Here is a 22,904-nt window from a genome sequence, read left to right on the forward strand (position 1 = left end):
TATGAAAAAGACTGCGCATATAATATCTCATACTCATTGGGATAGAGAGTGGTATTTACCATATGAAACACATCATATGATGCTTATAAAAACTATGGATACTTTACTTGATACATTTGAGAAAGATTCAGAATTTAAATATTATCATTTAGATGGACAAACAGTTTTACTAGAAGATTATTTGGAAGTTAGACCTGATAGAAAAGAACTTTTAGAAAAGGTTATTAAAGAAGGAAGACTTAAAATTGGACCTTGGTATGTTCTTCAAGATGAGTTTTTAACAAGCAGCGAATCAAATGTTAGAAATTTACAATATGGTCATAAAGATGCAAATAATTATGGAGTTGAAGCATGTAAAATAGGGTATTTCCCAGATTCTTTCGGGAACATGGGGCAAGCCCCTCAAATATTAAAGCAAGCAGGAATAGATGCTGCAGCTTTTGGAAGAGGAGTAAAACCAACTGGGTTTAACAATGAAGTAAGTGCTGATGATAAATTTGAATCTCCATATTCTGAAATGTATTGGGAAAGTCCAGATGGATCTAAGGTATTGGGAATACTATTTGCTAACTGGTATTGTAATGGAATGGAAATACCTACTGATGAAAAAGAAGCTAAAAATTATTGGAGTAAGAGAATAGATGATGCTGGAAAATTTGCATCAACAAATCATTTGTTATTTTTAAATGGATGTGATCATCAACCTATTCAAACTGATTTATCAGAAGCTATCAAAATGGCTAAGAACATATATAGTGATATAGACTTTATACACTCTAACTTTGAAGATTATGTAAAGGATTTAAAAAGTAATATAGATAAAGATTTACAAATTATAAAGGGAGAATTAAGAAGTCAGCAAACTGATGGATGGTACACACTTGCTAATACAGCTTCATCGAGAGTTTACTTAAAGCAATGGAACCAACTTTGCCAGACTTTATTTGAAAAAGTAGCTGAACCAATAGCAACTATGGCTAGCCAATATGGTTTTGAATACCCTCATCATTTATTTGAGTATGGATGGAAATCTTTAATGAAGAATCATCCTCACGACAGTATTTGTGGGTGTAGTGTAGATGAAGTTCATAGAGAAATGGTAGCTAGATTTGATAAAGCTAAGGATGTTGCTAAGTATATTGTAAATGAAAGTTTAACTTATATATCTAGTAAAATTAATACTCTGAAATTTAAAGATTTAGGAGAAAATGTATATCCATTTTTAGTTTTAAATACATCCGGGTATGATAGAAAAGGCTTAGTTAAAGTTGAGGTTGATATAGTAAGAAAGTATTTTAAAGAAGGACATCCAAATGAAATAGCAAAAGAAATGAGAAATATAAAGCTTCCTAAGTTTAAAGTAGTTGATATAAATGGAAATAAAATAGATTCAAATATAAATGATTTAGGAATAAAATTTGGATATGATTTGCCAGATGATAAATTTAGACAACCTTATTATTCAAGGCTAGTAAGTGTTGAGATTGAAACGAATAATATTAAGTCTTTTGGATGGGATACATATGCTTTAGTAGAGGATGACTCAAATAGCATTGAAAATAGTATTAATAGCTTAATAAATGAAAATATATTAGAAAATGAAAATATAAGAGTTAAAATAAATGAAAATGGAAGTATTGATATATTAGATAAAAATACTAATAAAGTTTTCAAAGATTTATGTGTATATGAAAATACAGGTGACATAGGTAATGAATATATTTATAAAATGCCAGAGGGTGAAACACCATTAACTACTAAGGAAATAAAAGCTAATATAAATATAAAAGAAGATTTACCATATAAAGCTGTTGTGGAAGTTATTCATAAGTGGGATATTCCAAAAAGTGCAGATTACTTGTTAGATAAAGAAATTGAAGAAGTATTAGAATTTAAGCATAGAAAGGCACAAAGAGTTAAAGAAACGTTACAGATGGAAATAAAAACTACCTTAACTTTAGAAAAAAGTGCTAAGGGATTAAAGGTTGAATCTGAATTTAACAATATCTGTAAAGACAATAGAATGAGGATGTTATTTAATACAGATATAGAAAGTAATGTTCATTATGCAGAATCAATATTTGAGGTAGCAAAGAGAAATAATATTCCACATACATCTTGGGAAAATCCATGCAACTGCCAACATCAGCACACATTTGTAAATATACATGACGATAACTATGGACTTACAATTGCAAATAAAGGGTTAAATGAATATGAAATTTTGAATAATGATAGAAATACAATTGCAGTTACATTATTAAGAAGTGTTAGAGAATTAGGCGATTGGGGCGTTTTTGAAACTCCAGAAGCTCAGTGTTTAGGAAATCATAAAGTAGAGCTTGAAATAATACCTCATGGTAAAGAAGTATTTGATTCTTATAAGGAAGCTCATTTATTCCAAATACCTATAATTTCTAAACAAATGTCTATACAAAGTGGAGAAATACCTTATGCAAACGGTTTACTAAATGTAGAGGGGTATGGTATAATGTGGTCAACATTAAAAAGGGAATGTAAAAATGGAAATAATATATTAAGAGTATACAATTTAAACAAAGAAGAAACTATTTTGAATTTAAGTAGTTGTAGTTTATTAGGGGATAAGTATAGAGCGAATATATTAGAAGATAAAATCCAAAAAATTACAGAAAATAAAATCCACTTAAGACAATCAGAAATAGTAACTGTAAGCATAGGGAAGTAAATTAACGTAAAAAGGTTATCTGATTGGATGACCTTTTTATTTTTTTAAATATTAATATTGAGGTGATATGTTATGAAAATGGAATCTGTTATATTTAATTTTTGCAGTTGGATATGGAAGTTTGCAGTACTAAATCTTTTTTGGTCTGTAGGAACTTTACTTGGAGGGGTTGTATTAGGGATAATGCCATCAACTGTTGCAACTTTTTATGTTTTAAGAAAATGGGTTCAAGGGGATTTAGAAATTAATATTTTTGAGTCATTTAAAGGAGCTTATAAAAAGGAGTTTTTAAACTCAAATAAGTGTGGAGCGGTATTTTTAGGCATATTTTTATTTTTAGCATTTGATCTGTGGATTTTATACCAAATAGATGCTATATATGCAACTGTAATTTATATATTAGTAAATGCAACTTTGTTTTTTTCTGTTATTGCATTTATATACTTTTTCCCAACTTATGTACACTTTGAATTATCGACTAAGGATTATATAAAAAATTCCTTTATGTTATCAATGGGAAGTCCAAAAGAGACTATTTTAATATTAATTGGAATAGCACTACTTGCATATTTTGTAAAAAGTAGTCCTGGATTATTAATATACTTTGCTGTAGTTGTACCAGGGTATTGGGTGATGAATATTTTATATAAAAAGTTTTTAAAGCTTCAAAGGGCATAAAATTTACATGGGGAGAGGGGTAACTTGAAAAAACTATATAATTTATACACATCTAAAAACCTATTTAGCAAGATGCTACTTATATATTCGGCAATAACCATTGTATCTATTTGTTTACTATCTAATATATTTTTAAAGTATTATTTAGAGAGTGAACTACAAAACGAGTTAAACATACATTCAGAGATGATATTTAATATAGAAAAAAGATTTGAAGAACAAGATATAGTAAGTACCTCTCTTATAAATGGAATAAATACACAAAAAAAGATTACTGATGAAATTCAGATGCTGATAAACTCAACATATGAAGATTATATAAGCTACAAATTAGATAAATTTTCAAGTACAAATGTAAAAGAAGCAGACTTAGACTATGTAGTAAAAACTATATTATCAGGTAGAAGTGATGCGTTAGCTATTATAATAAATGATAAAAATAAAGAATATGTAAGCGAGCTTGTTTTTAAACACAGTGATTGGTACAAGTTGAAAAATAAGTTAAAAAGTAAATATATTAGGAAAATAACTAAGCCTATAAAAAATATAGATTCTACTTATGTAATAGGGTATGTTGATATATATTTTGATTTGACAAATATAAATAACTTAATTGATGGATCAAATTTAAAAGGTAGGCTTTTAATAGCAGATAATTCTAATGACATAATACTAGATTCTTATAGGGAAAAAAGCATATGGAATATAGAAAAAGTTGAAGAAAAATATTTAGATAAGAATAGCAAATTAGCAACCATAAAACAAGATGTACAAACCAAGTATAAATATATTAGTGTAATAAAAAATGAAGATCTAGGAATTGGAAGCATGATTTTTAAAATATCTTTAATTTCATTGTTATGTATTGCACTAATACTTTTTATTACTTACCTTGTAATAAAAAATTTCTCTGATAAATTAAGTAATATGATGCAAGGGATAGAAAATATAAAAAGAGGAGATTTAAGTGTACGATTTAATGTTGAAAAAGAAGAAGATGAACTAGATATGATTGCAATTGAAATTGATAGAATGTGTGAGAGTTTGCAAGAAAATATAGAGAAAACATATAAGTCTGAAGTAAAACAAAAAGAAGCGGAATTAAATGCACTTCAAGCTCAAATAAAACCACACTTTTTATACAATACATTAGAGGTTATTAGGATGTGTGCTTTAGCAAGTAAAAATAAAGAAGTTGCGAACATGATATATAATTTAGCTAGTATGTTCAAGTACTCTACATATAATAATGCTTCAGATGTTAAATTGTCAGAAATGATTAATTACTGTGAAATGTATTTAAATTTATGTTGTACAAGATATAAAGGGATAATTGATTATAAAGTAGATATTGATGAAGAACTATTAGATTTTAAAGTTCCGAAATTTATATTGCAACCAGTAATAGAAAATAGTATAAATCATGGTATGGCAAAAGATAGAAATGATAATTTCATATCTATAAAGGCAAATATAATTGAAGAAGATATAGAACTTATAGTTGAGGATAACGGAATTGGAATAAGTAGTGAAAGAATGAATGTGATTGAAGAAAACTTAAATCAAAATTTACAGAAGAAAAGTTCGATAGGATTAATGAATATAAACAGCAGGCTTAAAATTAGGTTTGGTGATAAATATGGAATACATATAAACAGCGAAGAAAATAGAGGCACTATAGTTAAACTTAAAATACCTATTTTAAAGGATGGAGTTAAAAATGTATAAGTTATATTTATTAGACGATGAACCATTTATTTTAGAAGGTCTTAAATATATTATAGATTGGGAAGAATATGGATTTGATGTAGTAGGAACTTCAAGTAACGGAGAAGATGGATTTAACTTTATAAAAAATGAGGATGTAGATTTAATAATAACTGACATAATGATGCCTAAAATGACTGGGCTAGAACTAATTAGCAATTTAAAAAAAATTAACCATAATGCTAAGTTTATAGTACTAAGTGCATTTCAAGAATTTCAATATGCAAAAGAGGCTATTAGTATGGGGGCTGAAAACTACTTAACTAAACCTATAGATGAAGATGAATTGATACAGACGATAGAAGGGGTTAAGAAAAAAATTGAAAAAATAAAGTTAGAAAAAGTAGATACAAAGATATTTAAAAATGATCTTATATTAAAATTAATATGTAATAAAAATAATGATGGAGTATTGGATAGATTAAGATTAGAAGGTGTAAATTTAAATTATAAAAATTTATGTGTAGTAATATTAGAGTTTGCAGAAGGTGGCAATATAAATAATCATATATTAAATTATATTGATAATTTAAATTATGAATATTGTGTAAATCTTCAAAATCAAATTTTAATTATAATGGATAAAGAATCTATAAATAAAGATACTTTAAGAAATTTAAAAGATGATCTTAGTAGTATAACAAATGAACAAATATATATAAGTAGAGGCAAATACGTTGACTCAATAGATAATTTAAATTGTAGTTATCAAAGTGCTAAGGATATTCATGAATATAAGTTGGTTTACCCAAATATATCTTGGATTAGAGAGTACAAAGAAAAGTCATATAACCTTGAGAATATAGACTATATAGATTTCGATAATTTAAAAAAGCTTCTGTTAAATAAAGATAATAAAGAATCTTTAAATTATATTGAATCTATATTTAGCAAATTAAAAAAGGATGAGAATCTTACAGTAAAGCAAATTAAAACAAAGTCTATTGAAGTGTTTTTAAATGTATATAATTATTTTAATGACTCTAAGATTATAAAAGGATTAGATTTATATCTTGAAAAAGTTATAAACTCGGTTAACTTAGATCAAATACAGCTTGAGTTAAATAATATGATTAAGCATAGACAGTCAAAATTAGAAGAAACTGATGATAGTATAAGCCCTATAATATTAAAACTCTTAAGAAACATAGAAGAAAATTATAGCAAAGATTTAAACTTAAAGGAAATAAGTGAAACTTATAATATAAATTCTATATATTTAGGACAATTATTTCAAAAAGAAACAGGTATATTATTTTCAGATTATCTGAATAATTTTAGGGTTAATAAAGCAAAAAACTTACTGGTAGAAACCAGTTTAAAAGCTGCAGAGATTGGAGAACTAGTAGGTTATGCAAATAAAAATTATTTTTATAGAAAATTTAAAGATATAGTTGGAATTACACCTAGTGAATGGAGAAAAATAAACTTATAAAGATATGCCTCTAATTAAGAGGCATTTTTTTACGCAACGGGAAGTGTATTTTGAAAAAAATAGGAAAACGTATCCATAAACTAAGGAAAGTGTAGCGAATCTAAAGATAGTAAACTTTAGAAAGGCTTTTCCTAATGATAAAATATAATTAGGAAAAGGGGTGACGCTGATGAAGAAATTCATGAAAGATTTATGGAAAAATAGAGCTTGGTTGTTGATGGTATTGCCAGGAACTATATGGTTACTAGTATTCTCATACTTGCCTATGTTTGGGACAGTATTAGCGTTTAAAAATTATAAAATGCACCCAGGCGGATTTGTACAAAGTTTAATAAATAGTGAATGGGTTGGATTTGATAACTTTAAATTTTTATTTACAAGTGGAGATGCATTTCGTATAACACGAAATACTATTTTGTATAACTTGGTGTTTATAGTGTTAGGACTTATATTTGCTGTATTTGTTGCTATAACATTAAGTGAAATAGCTAATAAAAAATTAGCTAAAGTATATCAAACAGGGATGCTATTCCCACATTTCTTATCTTGGGTAATTGTAAGTTACTTTGTATTTAGTTTCTTAAGTACAGATAAAGGTATGGTTAACTCTATTCTATCTACATTTGGGGCAGAACCAGTAGCTTGGTATAGTGAACCGAAACATTGGCCTTTCATACTAATATTTATGAATATATGGAAGGGTGTAGGATATGGAAGTATAGTTTACTTAGCTGCAATAGTAGGAATAGATAGAACATACTATGAAGCTGCTACTATAGATGGAGCTAGTAAATGGCAACAAATAAGGAATATAACAATACCTCTAATAGTACCGCTTATGATTATACTTACGATAATGGCTATAGGTAGAATATTTAACTCAGATTTCGGATTATTCTACAATATACCGAGAAACTCAGCTGTATTATATCCAGTAACAGATGTTATAGACACATATATATACAAAGGTCTTATGAATATGGGGAACATTGGTATGAGTACAGCAGCTGGTTTATATCAAGCAGCAGTTGGATTTATATTAATAATGACAACTAATAAGCTAGTTAAGAAGGTAGATCCAGAATATGGTTTATTCTAAAAAAGAAAGGAGATAGGCAATCGTGGAAAGTGTAGTATCTAAAGAACAAGAAAAAAAGCCTAATCTTTTAGGGAAGAAAAAGAAGAAAGCATATAATGAAGGGTTTACAGGAATTACTAATATAATTTCAAATATTATACTAGCTATAATGGCTATAGCATGTGTATTCCCATTTGTATTTGTAATAATAATATCTTTAACATCAGAACAATCATTATTACAAAATGGATATTCAATATTCCCAGAAGAGTGGAGCTTAGATGCTTATAAATATTTACTTACATCAGGTAAACAGTTAATGCATTCTTACTTAGTTACTATAGTAGTAACTGTTGTAGGAACAATAATAAATGTAAGTATGGTATCAACTTATGCTTATGCAATATCTAGACAAAACTTTAAATATAGAAAACAATTCACATTTTTAGTGTTTTTCACAATGTTATTTGGTGGAGGGATGGTTCCTTCATACATAGTAATGACTCAGGTATTAGGTCTTAAAAATACTATATGGGCATTAATATTACCATTAGCATTTAATGCATTTAACATAATAGTTATGAAGACATTTTTCCAAAGGTCTGTTCCAGAATCTATAATAGAATCTGCAAGAATAGATGGAGCAAGTGAATTTAAAATATTTATAAAAATGGTTATACCTTTGGCATTACCAGGTATCGCAACGATTGCGTTATTTAGTACATTAGCATATTGGAACGATTGGTTTAACGCGATGTTATATATAGATCATCAAAATTTAATACCACTTCAACATATGCTTATGAAAATAGAAAAGAACTTAGAGTTTATAAGACAAAATGCAATGTTAAGTGGAGAAGTAATGCAAAACTTACCACAAGAATCAGTTAGAATGGCTATGGTAGTTATATCTACATTGCCAATAGCATGTAGCTATCCGTTCTTCCAAAAATACTTTATAAGTGGATTAACAGTTGGAGGAGTAAAAGAATAATAACTTACTAATAAAATTGGGGAGGAAGTAATATGAAATTTAAAAAGGTATCGAGCCTATTTTTAGCGGCGACTTTAGGGGCAACAATTCTTACGGGATGTAGTAGTTCAAATGATGATAAGGGTGCAGCAAAAGACTCAAATGGAAACACAGAATTAGTATGGTATATGATAGGAACTCCACAACCAGATCAAGCTAAGGTTATGGAAGAAGTTAATAAATATACAAAGGAAAAGATAGGTGTAACTATAGATTTAAGAATGGTAGATTGGGGAGATTATGGTCAAAAAATGCAAGTTATAACTTCATCAGGGGAGCCATATGATTTAGCATTTGCAAGTGATTATGCAATAAATGCACAAAAGGGAGCGTATTTAGAAATAACAGATGAAATGTTAGATAAAAATGCTAAAGAATTAAAAGAAGCTATAAACCCATTATTCTTAGAAGGGGCATCTATAAACGGAAAATTATATGGAATACCTGCAAATAAAGAAGTTGGACAACAAATGGGATGGGCATATAATGTTGAAATGGCTAAGAAAGCTGGAGTAGATATGTCAAATGTTAAAACTCTAGAAGATTTAGGTCCAGTACTAGAAAAGGTTAAGGCTAAGAACCCAGACTTAAAAATGCCAATGGCGGCAGGAGCAAACTTCATGCCATACATGCCGTATGACTTATTATTAGGTGATAACTTACCATTTGCAATATCTTTAGAAGGAGATACGAAAAAAATTGTAAATCTATATGAACAAGAAGATGTAAAGAAAACTTTAAATACACTAAGAGATTTCTATAAAAAAGGATACATACATTCTCAAGCAGCAACAGATACTGATCCACATGAGATGAGTGTTCAAAACTGGTTCGTAAGAAAAGAACAATATGCACCAGGAGCTAAGGAAATGTGGTCATCTAATGCAGGGTACGAAATTGGATATACACCAATGCATGATCCTTTAACTATAAATAACTCAGTTACTGGATCTGTAATGTCAATATCTGCAACATCTCAACATCCAGATGAAGCTCTTAAGTTCTTAAACTTATTAAATACAGATGAGTATTTAAGAAACTTAATAGATAGAGGTATAGAAGGTGTACATTATAAAACAAATGAAGATAAGACTATAACTAAGACTGAAGAAGCTAAGGGATATAATATGCCATCTTGGGCTTTAGGAAATGTACTTATAACTAAATCATTTGATACTGATCCAAAAGATAGAATCGAACAATATGAAGAGTTTAATAAGTCAGCGGTTGCTTCTCCAACATTAGGATTCTATGTAGATACTACAGAGATAAGCAATGAAGTAGCTAATATATCAAACATAGTTCAAGAATTTAAATCGCCATTATTTACAGGATCTGTAGACACAGATAAGTATTTAAATGAGTTAAATAAAAAGTTAGATGCAGCGGGAATAGATAAAGTTATGGAAAACATACAAGCTCAATATGATAAATGGATGGCAGATAAAAAATAATAAAATTATATTTAAATTATATTAAGAGGCTATCAATATGGTAGCCTCTTATGTAAATTATGGGAGGAAATTATGTACAGTTCAATAGATAAGCTAATAATAACAGTGAAGGAAAAATTTAAAGATGATAAAAAAATAGCAGAGATGTTTGAAAAGTGTATCTTAAACACTATAAACACTACTGTTAAGAGAATGGAAGATGATACTACATATGTACTAACTGGGGATATACCAGCTATGTGGCTTAGAGATTCTGTTTGTCAAATTAGGCCATATTTAGTTTTAGCTAATGAAGATAAAGAAATAGCAGACATGATAGAGGGGTTAGTAGAAAGACAATTTAGATATATATTAATAGACCCATATGCAAATGCATTTAATGAAAGTGCAAATAAGGCGGGGCATCAAACTGATTTAACAGATATGAAACCAGAAGTTTGGGAAAGAAAGTATGAAATAGATTCTTTATGTTTTCCTATACAGTTGAGTTACTTATTATATAAAAATACAGGTAGAAGTTCTCAGTTTAATGAAACATTTGTAAAGGCTGCAAACTCAATAATAGAATTATGGAAAGTTGAGCAAAACCACGAAGAAAAATCACCATATTTATTTGAGAGATTAGATTGTAGACAACTAGATACCCTAGCAAGAAGTGGAAAAGGACCAGTTCACAAACAAACTGGAATGACTTGGTGCGGATTTAGACCAAGTGATGATGCGTGTACATATAGTTATTTAGTTCCATCTAATATGTTTGCAGTAGTGGTATTAGGCTATATAAACGAAATAGCGACGAATATAATAAATGATGATGTATTAGCTAAAAACGCTGAGATGTTAAGAAATGAAATAAATGAAGGAATAGAAAAATATGCAGTTTATAATCACCCAAGATGTGGAGAAATATACGCTTATGAAGTTGATGGATTAGGAAATTATAATTTAATGGATGATGCAAATTTACCAAGTTTATTAGCAATACCTTATTTAGGATATGCTGACTTAAATGATGAAAGGTACATAAATACAAGAAAATTTACACTTAGCACTGAAAATTCAGAGTTTCATATAGGAAAATATGCTAGTGGAGTTGGAAGTCCACATACTCCAGAAGGATATATATGGCATATATCTCTTGCAATGCAAGGATTAACTACAGATGATGAAAATAAAAAAAGAGAACTAATAGAAATAATGAAAAATACTGATGCAGGGACTTACTTAATGCACGAAGGGTTTAATCCAAATGACCCAAATATGTTTACTAGAGATTGGTTCTCTTGGGCTAATATGATGTTTTGCGAGTTAGTATTAGACTACTGTGGGATAAAAGTAAAAAAATAATTTATATGGAGGTCTACTATGGATTATATATTTCCAAAGGATTTTTGGTGGGGAAGTGCTTCTTCTGCAACTCAGATGGAAGGTGCATTTGATGTTGAAGGAAAAGAAAAAAATATATGGGACTATTGGTTTGAGATAGCACCAGAAAAATTTCATAATGAAATAGGGCCAAGCAATACTAGCCAATTTTATTATAAATATAAAGAAGATATAAAATTAATGAAAGAGTTAGGACATAATTCATTTAGATTTTCAATAAGCTGGTCTAGACTTATAAAATCAGATGGGAGTACAAATGAAATAGCTGTAGATTTTTACAATGATGTAATTAATACTCTTTTAGAAAATGAGATAGAACCTTTTATAAATTTATTTCATTTTGATATGCCGATGTATTTACAAGAACTAGGAGGATGGGAAAATCGTGATGTTGTAAATAGATATCAAAACTTTGCAAAGCTATGTTTTGAATTATTTGGAGATAGGGTTAAAAATTGGTTTACTCATAATGAGCCGATAGTACCTGTAGAATGTGGATACCTAGGTGAATACCACTATCCAGCTGTAGTGGATTTTAAGAGGGCTGTGCAAGTTGGATACCATATAATGCTATCGAGTGCTTTAGCTATTATGGAGTATAAAAAATTAAACCTAGAAGGGCAAATAGGGATAATAATAAATTTAACGCCTTCATACCCTAGAAGCAATTCAAAAGAAGATTTAAACGCATCTAATATTGCAGATCTAATATTAAATAGATCGTTTTTAGATCCATCTGTACATGGAGAGTTTCCTAATGAGTTAGTAGAATTTTTAAAAAGTCATGATTTAATTCCTGTTTATAAAAATGAGGATTTAGAAATTATTAAAAATAACACTGTGGATTTATTAGGTGTTAATTATTATCAGCCTAGAAGAGTGAAGGCAAAGGAAAGTGCAAAAGGAGATATCTTAACACCAGAGAGCTTTTTCGATTTCTATGATATGCCAGGTAAAAAAATTAATCCTCATAGAGGATGGGAAATCTATGAAAAAGGTATTTATGATTTAGCTATTAACATAAGAGACAATTACAATAATATACCTTTTTATATATCTGAAAATGGCATGGGGGTAGAAGGTGAAGAAAAGTTTAAAATAAATGGACAAATAAATGATGACTATCGTATTGAGTTTATAAAAGAGCACTTAAAATATGTTCATAAGGCTATTGAAGAAGGATGTAATGTTAGAGGGTATCATTTATGGACATTTATGGACAACTGGTCTTGGTTAAACTCATATAAAAATAGATATGGATTTGTGGAAGTTAATATAAATGATGAATATAAAAGAACTCCTAAGAAGAGTGCTTATTGGTTTAAAAAATTAATTGAGAATAATGGATTTTAAATTATATCCATAATAGTTTGAAATGAGTCTAATTAGCTATTTCCTTCACACAAAGTGCACAAGACGCACTTTAAGTGTTTCGTCGATAGCTAATAAGACTCATTTCAAGGACCAAAATGGAAAAATTTAAAATTACATTATTTCTTGTGGAGGGGGATTTGAGGATGAAGTATGTTGTTTTTGATATAGGTGGAACTAATATTAAATATAGTTTGATGAATAAAGATGGTGAAATGTTAGATTCTAATTTAGTTCCTACACCTCATCAAGGAGAAGGAAAAACTTTGGAACTTTTAGTTGATATTATAAAAAATTATCAATTAGAAAATGAAATTGATGGAGTTGCTATGAGTGTACCTGGGGGAATAGATGATGATGGATATATACATTTCATGGGATCTGTATTTGATTTACAAGATATGTATTTAAATAAATATATAAAGAAGCATACAGGACTTGAATGTGTATACGACAATGATGTTAATTGTGTTGCTATGGCTGAAAAGTATAAAGGTAATGCTATGGATAATAAAAACTTTGTATGCATAACGATAGGAACTGGAATTGGTGGAGGTGTGTTTATAAACAATCAACTATATAGAGGACATAGAGGTATGGCTGGAGAGTTTGGAATAAATATATTAGAACACAGAAAGTCGGAACTTCAAAGTTTAAACTATAAAACATTTAGTAGACTCGGATCTACCTATAATTTGATTGATAGAGTTAATAAACTAAAAAATTTAAATTTAGATGGGAAAAAAGTATTTGAGCTAGCTGAAAGTGGAGATTTAGAAGTTCAAAAGGAAATAGAAGAGTTTTACTTTAGTTTAGCTGTAGGAATTTACAACATTGCTTACAGTTTTGCTCCAGAGAAGATTTTAATTGGAGGAGGAGTAAGTGTTAGGTCAGATTTAATAGAAAATGTTAAAAAAAACTTAGAATTATTAAATCCAGAAGTGATTGATATGGTAGATATTGATGTTTGTAAATTTCAAAATGACTCAGGTAAAATAGGAGCACTTTATAAATATTTAAATAGCTAGTAAATATTTTATAAATGGAAGGGGATCTACATGAAATATAAAAAGACTATTACATCAACTATTGTAGCGTTAAGTTTATTTGGGGCAACGCCTATAATAGGACATGCGCTTCTTGAATCAGACCAAAAAATTCAAGAAGAGACAGGGCAGCCATTTTCATCATATTGGTATCCAAAAGAACTTTTAGCATGGAGTCCAAATAATGACAAAGATGCTAAGTTTAATATTGGAACAGTTCCACTACAAGCAAGGACAAAAGGAGATGTTGTTAAAAATTCACAAGATGATGAAGCCAAGATTATATCATTAGCTATAGCAAATAAAACAACCAGCTCTACTCCATCTCAAGGTAAAACTGAATTTGAAGGATACAATTTTAGCTATTGGCAATATATTGATACATTAGTGGCCTGGGGAGGGTCAGCAGGTGAAGGACTAATAGTTCCACCGAGTGCAGATATAATAGATTCAGCACATACAAATGGGGTTCCGGTTTTAGGTACTGTATTTTTTCCTCCAGAAGATTATGGAGGAAAATTCGAATGGATGCATGAATTTTTAGTTAAAGATAAAGATGGAAATTTTCCAATGGCACATAAATTAGTAGAAGTGGCACAATATTATAATTTTGATGGATGGTTTATAAATCAAGAAACTGGAAATAGAGGATCAGATTATATAAATCCAGAACTTGCAGATTTAATGAAAGAGTTTTTAGAATACTTACAAAAGATAAAGCCAAAAAATATGGAAATCGTGTGGTATGACTCTATGATTGATGATGGTAGAGTATTTTGGCAAAATAGATTAAATCAATATAATAAAAACTTTTTAGGTGAAAAGGGAAAAGAGTTATCTGATAGTATGTTTTTAAATTTTTGGTGGACTGAGGATAGATATTCAGTAGTAGATCCAAATAATGATGATAATAGACTTATATATAATGTAACAGGGAATGAGCTTAAAGAGTCTGGAGATTTAGCAAAAAAAATGGGAAGAGATAAATACGATTTGTATGCAGGGGTTGATGTTCAAGCTAATGGATATAATACGCCTATAAAATGGAATTACTTATTCCCTAAAAATCAAGAAGCTAACACCTCTTTAGGATTATACTGTCCATCTTGGACTTATGATTCATCAAAAACAGTAGATGAATTTTTACAAAAAGAAAGTAGGTTTTGGATTAATGAAAAAGGAGATCCAAGAAGTCAGAGTAGTGAAGACTGGAAAGGTATTTCTAATAACATAGTTGAGAAAAGCCCAATAACGCAGTTACCATTTGTAACTAACTTCTCTATGGGGAATGGTGAATTTTTCAATGTAGATGGAGTACAAGTATCAGAAAAGGATTGGAATCATAGAGGAATGATGGATATACTTCCTACATACAGGTGGATAATTGATAATAATAAAAATAATTTAACTGCTAATATTGATTATAAAAATGCTTATTATGGAGGTAATTCTATAGGTATAAATGGAAGTTTAGCAAATGGAGGAACAACTAAGGTTAAATTATTTGCAACTGATTTAGAGCTAACTAATAACAGTGAGGTTAGTATAAAGTACAAAGAAAGTGGAGGAAAGTCTAATATTAAATTAGAATTTCAACTAGATAATGGTGAGAATAAAATAATTAACTTAGAATCTAAACAAAGTGGGGAATGGATAGATGCAAAAGCATCTCTAAGCCAATTTAAAAAGTCAAAAATAAAAGAAATTTCTTTAATTATAGAAGGAAAAGAATCGTCTAGTTCATACAATTTAAATTTAGGGCAGATATCTGTAAATAACAAAAATACTAAAGACAAAGTGTCCAAGATAAAAAATTTAAAAGTTGAAGATTTTAAAGTAATAGATAATTATTATGGTAATGCAAGGCTAACTTGGGATAAATCAGAAAAGAATATTAGCCATTATGAAATATATTTAGAGAATAGTGATGGGCATAGAGAACTGGTAGGGGCTACACCAACCAATGCTTTTTATGTAAAAGATATTGAGAGAGACCTTCAATTAGACTCTAAAACTAATTTTATAGTTAAGCCTATAAGTAATTTGTTTAAAAGTGAAGAAAAAAATGAAGCTAAAATTACTGTGAAATGGCCAGATCTAGAAGCCCCAAAAGCTGACTTTGAAGTTAGCTCACCGATAGTTTTACCTGGGCAGTCTGTGAATTTTAAAGATAAATCTTTAGCAGGAGAAACTGTTAACTGGAAAATAGAAGGGCTGAATAAAAATGAAGAAGTAACAGGAAATGAAGTTAGTATAAAGTTTGATAAACCAGGAGTGTACTCTGTGACACAGATAGTATCAAATCCAGCGGGAGATACTGTAAATAAAAAAGATGATTATATAGTTGTAAGCAGCCAAGCTAAAGATGGATTAAAGAATTTAGCTTTAAACAAAGAAGCAATTGCAAATGCAAAAACTAATGAAAATGAAGATGCTAAGTTTGCTTTTGATGGTAAATTAAATAGTAAATGGTGTGCACTTGGAGAAAGTGGAAACTATATACAAGTAGATTTAGGGAAAGAAAATATTATAAAACAATTAAGAATTAGTCATGCTGAAGCAGGTGGAGAGGCTAAAAGTATGAATACATCTCAGTATAATATAGAAGTTAGTAATGATGGTCAAAGTTGGAGAAAAGTAAAAGATGTTTCAAATAACTCAAGTTCAATATCTAATGATGACTTAAATTATGAATTAGTTAGGTACATAAAAGTTAATATAAATAAATCAGAACAAGGGTCTGGTGGAGCAACTAGGATTTATGAAATAGAAGCTTTGGGGTTAGATACTAAGAAAATAACTGTTATAGATAATAAAGAAGCTTTAGTTAACTTTATTAATAAAGTCAATGAATTAGAATCTTTATATAAAGATTTAGGAACAACTGATGAAAATTTTGAAAAAATACTATACAGGGCAAAACAAATTATAGAAATAGTTGAAATTGATAAAGAAGAAATATTAAATGTACAAAATGATTTAGAAGACGCTTTTAATGAAATAAAAAATACATAAAATGAAACTACAAGCTGATGTAAAATACATCAGCTTGTAGAATATAAAGGAGAAAAAATGTTTGGAAAAATATTAGATTACAATATAAGAAACAATATTATAAATATACAATATGAAAAAATAGAAACAAAGGTAAGTATAGTAAACTCTAATATAATAAATTTTTTCGCACCGATATTTAGAAGAAAGCAAACTTCATATGCTGTAGAAAATTTAAAGTTAGAAGATTGTGACTTTGAAGTGGTTGAGATAAATGACTACATACAAATCAAGACAAGTGAACTGACTGTAAACATATATGATGAATTTAAGATAGATATATATAATAACCTTGGAGAGTTACTATGTGAGGATTATAGAGGTAAAAGAGAGCCATTTATAAAAAACTGTGCAGGAAGATTAGATATAGCAATTCAAGAAGGACATAAGCCTAATGAGCATATGGACTTTAAAGTGTTTATACCAAAGAAGCTAGAAGATGATATGTATTTTTATGGATTTGGAGAAAAAACAGGGCACTTAAATAAAAGGAATTGCCATTATTTAAATTGGAATACAGATGATCCAAGCCCACATGGAGAAACTTACGAAAAACTATATAAATCTATACCATTTTTTATAAATCTTAAAAAAGAAAATGCTTTTGGTATTTTCTTTGATAATACATTTGAAACTCATTTTGATCTAGGCAAGGAAAATTCAAAATATTACTATTTCGCAGCTATAGATGGAAATATAGATTACTACTTTATATATGGACCATCGGTAAAAAATGTATTAAAAGGATATACTTCCTTAACTGGAACTACACCGCTTCCTCAAATGTGGACGTTAGGATATCAGCAATGTAGATGGGCTTATTGTCCTGAAGAAAATGTTATGGAAATTTCAAAAAAATTTAGAGAAAAAGAAATTCCATGTGATTGCATATATTTAGATATAGAGTATATGAATGGATTTAGGGTATTTACATGGGATGATAAAAAATTCCCAGATCCTAAGAGAATGATAAAAAAACTAAATGAAGATGGATTTAAGCTAGTTACAATTATAGATCCAGGAGTAAAAGTTGATAAAGATTATAAAATTTTTAATGAAGGACTTAAAAAAGGGTATTTTGCAACAAATAAAGATGGAATTGTACATACGGGATGGGTTTGGCCAGGACACTCTGTTTTCCCAGATTTTATAAATAAAGAAGTTAGAAATTGGTGGGCAGAAAATCAAAAAATTCTAACAGATATAGGGGTTGCAGGAATTTGGAATGATATGAATGAGCCTGCAAATTTAGGGGTTGAATTACCTTTAGATTTAAAGTTTAACAATGATGGAGAAATTGTAGAACATAAAGAAGTTCATAATGTGTATGGGCATATGATGGATAAAGCTACTTATGAAGGAATCAGAAAAAGTACGAATAAAAGACCATTTGTAGTTACTAGAGCATGTTATGCAGGTACACAAAAGTACTCAACTGCATGGACTGGAGATAATCAAAGTACATGGGAACATTTAAGGATGAGCGTACCTATGCTTATGAATTTAGGGATTAGTGGTATGTCGTTTTGTGGAACAGATGTAGGTGGATTTGGATATGACACTACTCCAGAGCTTTTAAGTAGATGGGTACAAGTTGGAACATTTACACCATTATTTAGAAATCACACAACTATATACTCTAGAGATCAAGAGCCTTGGGCATTTGATAAGACTACAGAAGAGATAAATAAAAAATATATAAAATTAAGATATAAATTAATTCCATATATCTATGATTTATTTAAAGAGTGTGAAGACAAGGGACTTCCTATTATAAGACCATTGTTACTTCATTATCAAAATGATATTGATACATATGAAATAAACGACCAATTCATGTTTGGTGAAAAAATTATGGTAGCTCCAATTTTAGAACAAGGTAAAAAAGCTAGAATGGTATACTTACCTAAAGGAAGCAATTGGGTTGATTATTGGAATAAAAAGAAATTTAAAGGAGGGCAATATGTAATAAAAGAAACTCCTTTAGATGTGTGTCCTATATATATCAAGGAAGGCTCTATAATACCAAATTATCCAAGGATAAACTATATAGGAGAGAAGGAAATTGATGAACTCACTTTAGATATATATCCATACGAAAGTAATTTCAAGTATACTCACTATCAAGATAATGGGGAAGATTTCAAATATAAAGATGGAGAATATAACTTATATGAGTTTTGTATAAATTCAGGTGAGAATATAGAATTTAAAAGTTCAGTTTTAAATAATGGGTACGAAAATACTTATAAAAGTTTAAAACTTATATTTAATGGAGTAAAAGCTGAAAATGTATATCAAGGAGATAAAAGTATAGACTTTAAAATTTTAAATGAAAATACTATTATAAAGGTTAAAAGTTTAGACTTTAGCATAAAAATAATATAACAAATAAAGAGGTAATGAAAAATTACCTCTTTATTTATTACATGATTAAATAAAGTATATTACAATTAATATTATAATAGTAAGGAGGTGAGAAAGATTGGAATTAACGATAAGACCAGTTGAAGTTGAAGATTCAAAGGATATAAATGAAATAAGACGAATGAAGGGCGTTATGGAAAATATGCTAGCAATAAGTAGCGAAAGGTTAGATAGAACAAAGAGGCACACTGAGAACCTAGATTTAAATACACATATTCTCGTAGCTGAATTGAAAGAAAGTGAAAATAAAAAAGTAGTTGGAATTGTATCTTTGAACGTGAACTCATCGCCGAGATTAAGACATAGTGGTAGTTTAGGAATAAGTGTACACGCAGAGTATCAAAGTATGGGAATAGGAAAAAAATTAATGGAAGAGATACTAGATTTAGCAGATAATTGGCTTATGTTAGCAAGAATTGAATTGGGTGTATACCCAGATAATAATAAAGCTATAAGAATGTATGAGAATTTTGGTTTTAAAAAAGAAGGTATAAAAAAATACGCAGCTATAAAAAATGGAATTTATGTAGATGAAATTATAATGGGTAGATATAATGAGAAAATAATTAAAAATTAAATTAAAAAGTGTAGAGGTGATTTATGGAAAAAAGGTTAGACCTTTTGATAGACAACTATGAGTCATTGAAAAAAGTGAATGCATCATCTTGGATGGGATTAATAATACATGGATGTGCACTTGAGTATACACTAAAAGATAAAAAAATAAATACAAATCTAGTAAACGAGAGTATGGAAATTATAAGAGAAAACACCTCTATATTCTCTGACTTTAGAGGTAAAAGTTCAATAAACACAGCAATAATACTATCATTTCAAGCAAATCCCAAGTCTAGCTTCGATGAAATTTTAAATATCCATAAAAAGTTGAAATTAAATAAATTTTGCTCAGGAGATTGTTTAGCATTAGTATCAAATGTAATATTTGAAAATAAGAATAAAATAAATATAGATGAGTGTATAGAAAAAATGAGATATGTATACAAATCTATGATACAAAATCATCCATTTTCAATAGGTGTAGAAGAATACATGATAACATGTATAATTGCAATAAGCGCAAGGGACATTGAAGAGGAACTAAATAATATGGAAATAGCATATGAGTATTTAATGAAAAATGGATTTCATAATCGTAGAACTCTTCAAAGTTTATCGCATGTTCTTTCTTTTAACAAAAACAAGGAAACACTTAATAGATGTATAGAAATAAAAAAGGAATTAGAAAAAAATAAATGTAAGATGCATGAGTTTGGATATCCCCTAATAGGAGTGATGGCTCTTATAGATATAAAAGATGTAAAACACTTAATAGAAAAAATTAAACATATATCAGATACTTTAAAAGAGCATCAAGGGTATGGAAACTTTATTTTAGGAGAAAGATACAGAAACATGATTAGTGCAGTTATTGCATTATCTAAATATATTGATGATATAGAAATTAATAGTATAATAATGGATAAAATTATATCAAATATTAACCAAGCAATGAATATAGCGACAAATGCGGCAACAACAAGTTCCATAGTTATATACAATTCATCTACATAGCCATAAAAATAAGAAAATAAACTTAAGAGCTATAAGACTTAGGTTTATTTTCTTATTTTTATGAATTTATTTTAAAACTTATAAAAGTATAAATGTGTTTTAAAGTATAAAAGATTATTTTAAAAGACAATAATAAATATGATATAATAAAGTTTACGAAAAACAGGAATTTTAAAAGGAGCGTGTACATAAATGAAATGGGCAGAAATAACTATTAAAACAACAACTGAAGCAGTTGAAGCTATAACAAATATATTATATGAACAAAACGTAGGTGGAGTATCTATAGAAGATCCTAAAGATTTTAAATTCCAAAAGAAACATGAATATGATTGGGATTTTGTTGAAGAAGAAATATTTAACAGCGGATATGATGGAGTTATAATAAAAACTTATATAACAGAAGAAAGAGATGTATCTGATGATATAAAATTAATAAAAGAAAAAATAGATGGACTTAAAGAATTCGGAATAGATGTAGGAGAAGCTATAGTTGAACTTTCTCAAGTAGATGAAGAAGATTGGGCAAATGAATGGAAAAACTACTACAAGCCAACTAAAATAGGTGAGAAGATAGTAGTAAAGCCAACTTGGGAAGAGTATGAAGCTAAAGATACTGATTTAATAATAGAGTTAGATCCAGGGATGGCATTTGGAACGGGTACACATGAAACTACAAGTATGTGTATAAGAGAATTAGAAAAGTATGTTAAACCAGAATCTAAAGTTTTTGATATAGGTTGTGGAAGTGGGATACTTGCAATAGCAGCGGCAAAATTAGGAGCTAAAGACGTATTAGCTGTTGATTTAGATGAGGTTGCTGTAAAAGTTTCAAAAGAAAATATAGAGTTAAACAAAGTAGAAGGTAGTGTTAATGCACTTCACGGAAACTTAATGGAAGTTGTAAAGGATAAAGCAGATATAGTTGTAGCAAATATAATAGCGGATATAATAAAAATACTAGCAAAAGATATAAAACAATTTATGAAAGATGATGCTGTATTTATATCTTCAGGAATAATACATGCTAAAGTAGATGAAGTTAAAGAAGCTTTAACTCAAAACGGACTTGAAATAGTACATGTAGAGTCTTTAGGCGAGTGGAACGCTATAGTATCTAAAATAGCAAAGTAGGTGAATTGCATGGATAGATTTTTTGTAGGAAAGAATAATATAAACCTTGAAAATAAGACATGTATTATAGAAGGTGAAGATGTAAAACATATTTCTAAAGTTTTAAGATGTAGAATTGGAGAAGAACTAGAAATATGTGATAATGACAACAATGAATACATATGTGAAATAACTAATATAGATAAGTCTCAAGTTGAACTAAATATAGTAGAAGTTGTAGACATAAAAAGAGAGTCTGATTTGAAAATCAAAGTATATCAAGGCCTTCCAAAAGGACCTAAGATGGAAATGATACTTCAAAAGTTAACTGAAGTTGGAGTAGATGAGATAATTCTAGTTCAGACGAAGAGAACTGTTGTTAAAGTTGATGATAAAAAAGAAGACAAGAAAATCGAAAGATGGGAAAGAATAATATATGAAGCTGCAAAGCAAAGCAAGCGTGGAAAAATTCCAAAATTAAGAGGAGTTTTAAGCTTTAAGGAAGCACTAGCTGATATGAAAGAAAATGACTTTAATATAGCTCCATATGAAAATGAAAGAACAAAATCGATTAAACAAGCTATAAAAGGTGTAGATATAAAAAATATAGGTATTTTCGTAGGACCAGAAGGCGGATTTGAAGATACTGAAATTAAAGCTATAGAAGAAATAGGTGGACAATCAGTGTCTCTTGGGCCTAGAATTCTAAGAACTGAAACAGCATCGCTTGTTGCATCATCTATAGTGTTATACGAATTAAGTGACTTAGGAGGAAATGATTAG

Annotated in this window: 16 protein-coding genes; all 16 read left to right on the forward strand. The window is 28.9% G+C overall.

The window, feature by feature from the left end; genetic code table 11:
* The first annotated feature begins 1 nt into the window (after position 1).
* Entirely contained in the window at positions 2–2,707 is a 2,706-nt protein-coding gene (locus tag GFJ41_RS06695) for an alpha-mannosidase (protein ID WP_170074935.1), read from the forward strand.
* A gap of 72 nt (positions 2,708–2,779) precedes the next feature.
* Positions 2,780–3,385: a YesL family protein gene (locus tag GFJ41_RS06700; RefSeq protein ID WP_021429792.1), complete on the forward strand. Its 606-nt coding sequence runs from the start codon at positions 2,780–2,782 to the stop codon at positions 3,383–3,385.
* Positions 3,386–3,409: 24 nt separating this feature from the next.
* Positions 3,410–5,113, forward strand: coding sequence for a sensor histidine kinase (locus tag GFJ41_RS06705; protein WP_170074936.1), 1,704 nt, complete (start codon positions 3,410–3,412; stop codon positions 5,111–5,113).
* Positions 5,106–6,587, forward strand: a complete 1,482-nt coding sequence (locus GFJ41_RS06710; protein WP_170074937.1) for a response regulator transcription factor — start codon at positions 5,106–5,108, stop codon at positions 6,585–6,587. Before GFJ41_RS06705 ends, GFJ41_RS06710 begins: the two co-directional genes overlap by 8 nt.
* Before the next feature lie 169 nt (positions 6,588–6,756).
* Entirely contained in the window at positions 6,757–7,686 is a 930-nt protein-coding gene (locus GFJ41_RS06715; protein WP_170074938.1) for an ABC transporter permease, read from the forward strand.
* A gap of 22 nt (positions 7,687–7,708) precedes the next feature.
* Positions 7,709–8,659: a carbohydrate ABC transporter permease gene (locus GFJ41_RS19040; RefSeq protein ID WP_021429863.1), complete on the forward strand. Its 951-nt coding sequence runs from the start codon at positions 7,709–7,711 to the stop codon at positions 8,657–8,659.
* 32 nt (positions 8,660–8,691) lie between these two features.
* Positions 8,692–10,152, forward strand: a complete 1,461-nt coding sequence (locus tag GFJ41_RS06725; protein WP_170074939.1) for an ABC transporter substrate-binding protein — start codon at positions 8,692–8,694, stop codon at positions 10,150–10,152.
* A gap of 72 nt (positions 10,153–10,224) precedes the next feature.
* Positions 10,225–11,499: a glycoside hydrolase family 125 protein gene (locus GFJ41_RS06730; protein WP_170074940.1), complete on the forward strand. Its 1,275-nt coding sequence runs from the start codon at positions 10,225–10,227 to the stop codon at positions 11,497–11,499.
* 18 nt (positions 11,500–11,517) lie between these two features.
* The gene (locus tag GFJ41_RS06735; protein WP_170074941.1) at positions 11,518–12,891 is read left to right on the forward strand and encodes a glycoside hydrolase family 1 protein; all 1,374 of its coding nucleotides are present in this window, start codon (positions 11,518–11,520) and stop codon (positions 12,889–12,891) included.
* Positions 12,892–13,055: 164 nt separating this feature from the next.
* Positions 13,056–13,937, forward strand: coding sequence for an ROK family protein (locus GFJ41_RS06740; RefSeq protein WP_170074942.1), 882 nt, complete (start codon positions 13,056–13,058; stop codon positions 13,935–13,937).
* Between the two features lie 30 nt (positions 13,938–13,967).
* Positions 13,968–16,970: an endo-beta-N-acetylglucosaminidase gene (locus tag GFJ41_RS06745; protein ID WP_170074943.1), complete on the forward strand. Its 3,003-nt coding sequence runs from the start codon at positions 13,968–13,970 to the stop codon at positions 16,968–16,970.
* 57 nt (positions 16,971–17,027) lie between these two features.
* On the forward strand, positions 17,028–19,397 hold the full coding sequence (locus tag GFJ41_RS06750) for a glycoside hydrolase family 31 protein (RefSeq protein WP_170074944.1): 2,370 nt from the start codon (positions 17,028–17,030) through the stop codon (positions 19,395–19,397).
* A 97-nt stretch (positions 19,398–19,494) separates the two neighbouring features.
* Entirely contained in the window at positions 19,495–20,013 is a 519-nt protein-coding gene (locus tag GFJ41_RS06755) for a GNAT family N-acetyltransferase (RefSeq protein ID WP_170074945.1), read from the forward strand.
* Between the two features lie 23 nt (positions 20,014–20,036).
* A complete protein-coding gene (locus GFJ41_RS06760) occupies positions 20,037–21,008 on the forward strand; it encodes a DUF4003 family protein (protein ID WP_051391406.1) in 972 nt (323 codons plus the stop codon).
* Positions 21,009–21,200: 192 nt separating this feature from the next.
* Positions 21,201–22,142 (forward strand): 50S ribosomal protein L11 methyltransferase, encoded by a 942-nt coding sequence (gene prmA / locus GFJ41_RS06765; protein ID WP_035114500.1) that lies wholly within the window; start codon positions 21,201–21,203, stop codon positions 22,140–22,142.
* 9 nt (positions 22,143–22,151) lie between these two features.
* Complete coding sequence (locus GFJ41_RS06770; RefSeq protein WP_025161641.1) at positions 22,152–22,904, forward strand: 16S rRNA (uracil(1498)-N(3))-methyltransferase; 753 nt, start codon at positions 22,152–22,154, stop codon at positions 22,902–22,904.

The organism is Paraclostridium dentum (genome assembly GCF_012922555.1).
Classification (GTDB): Bacteria; Bacillota; Clostridia; order Peptostreptococcales; family Peptostreptococcaceae; genus Paraclostridium; species Paraclostridium dentum.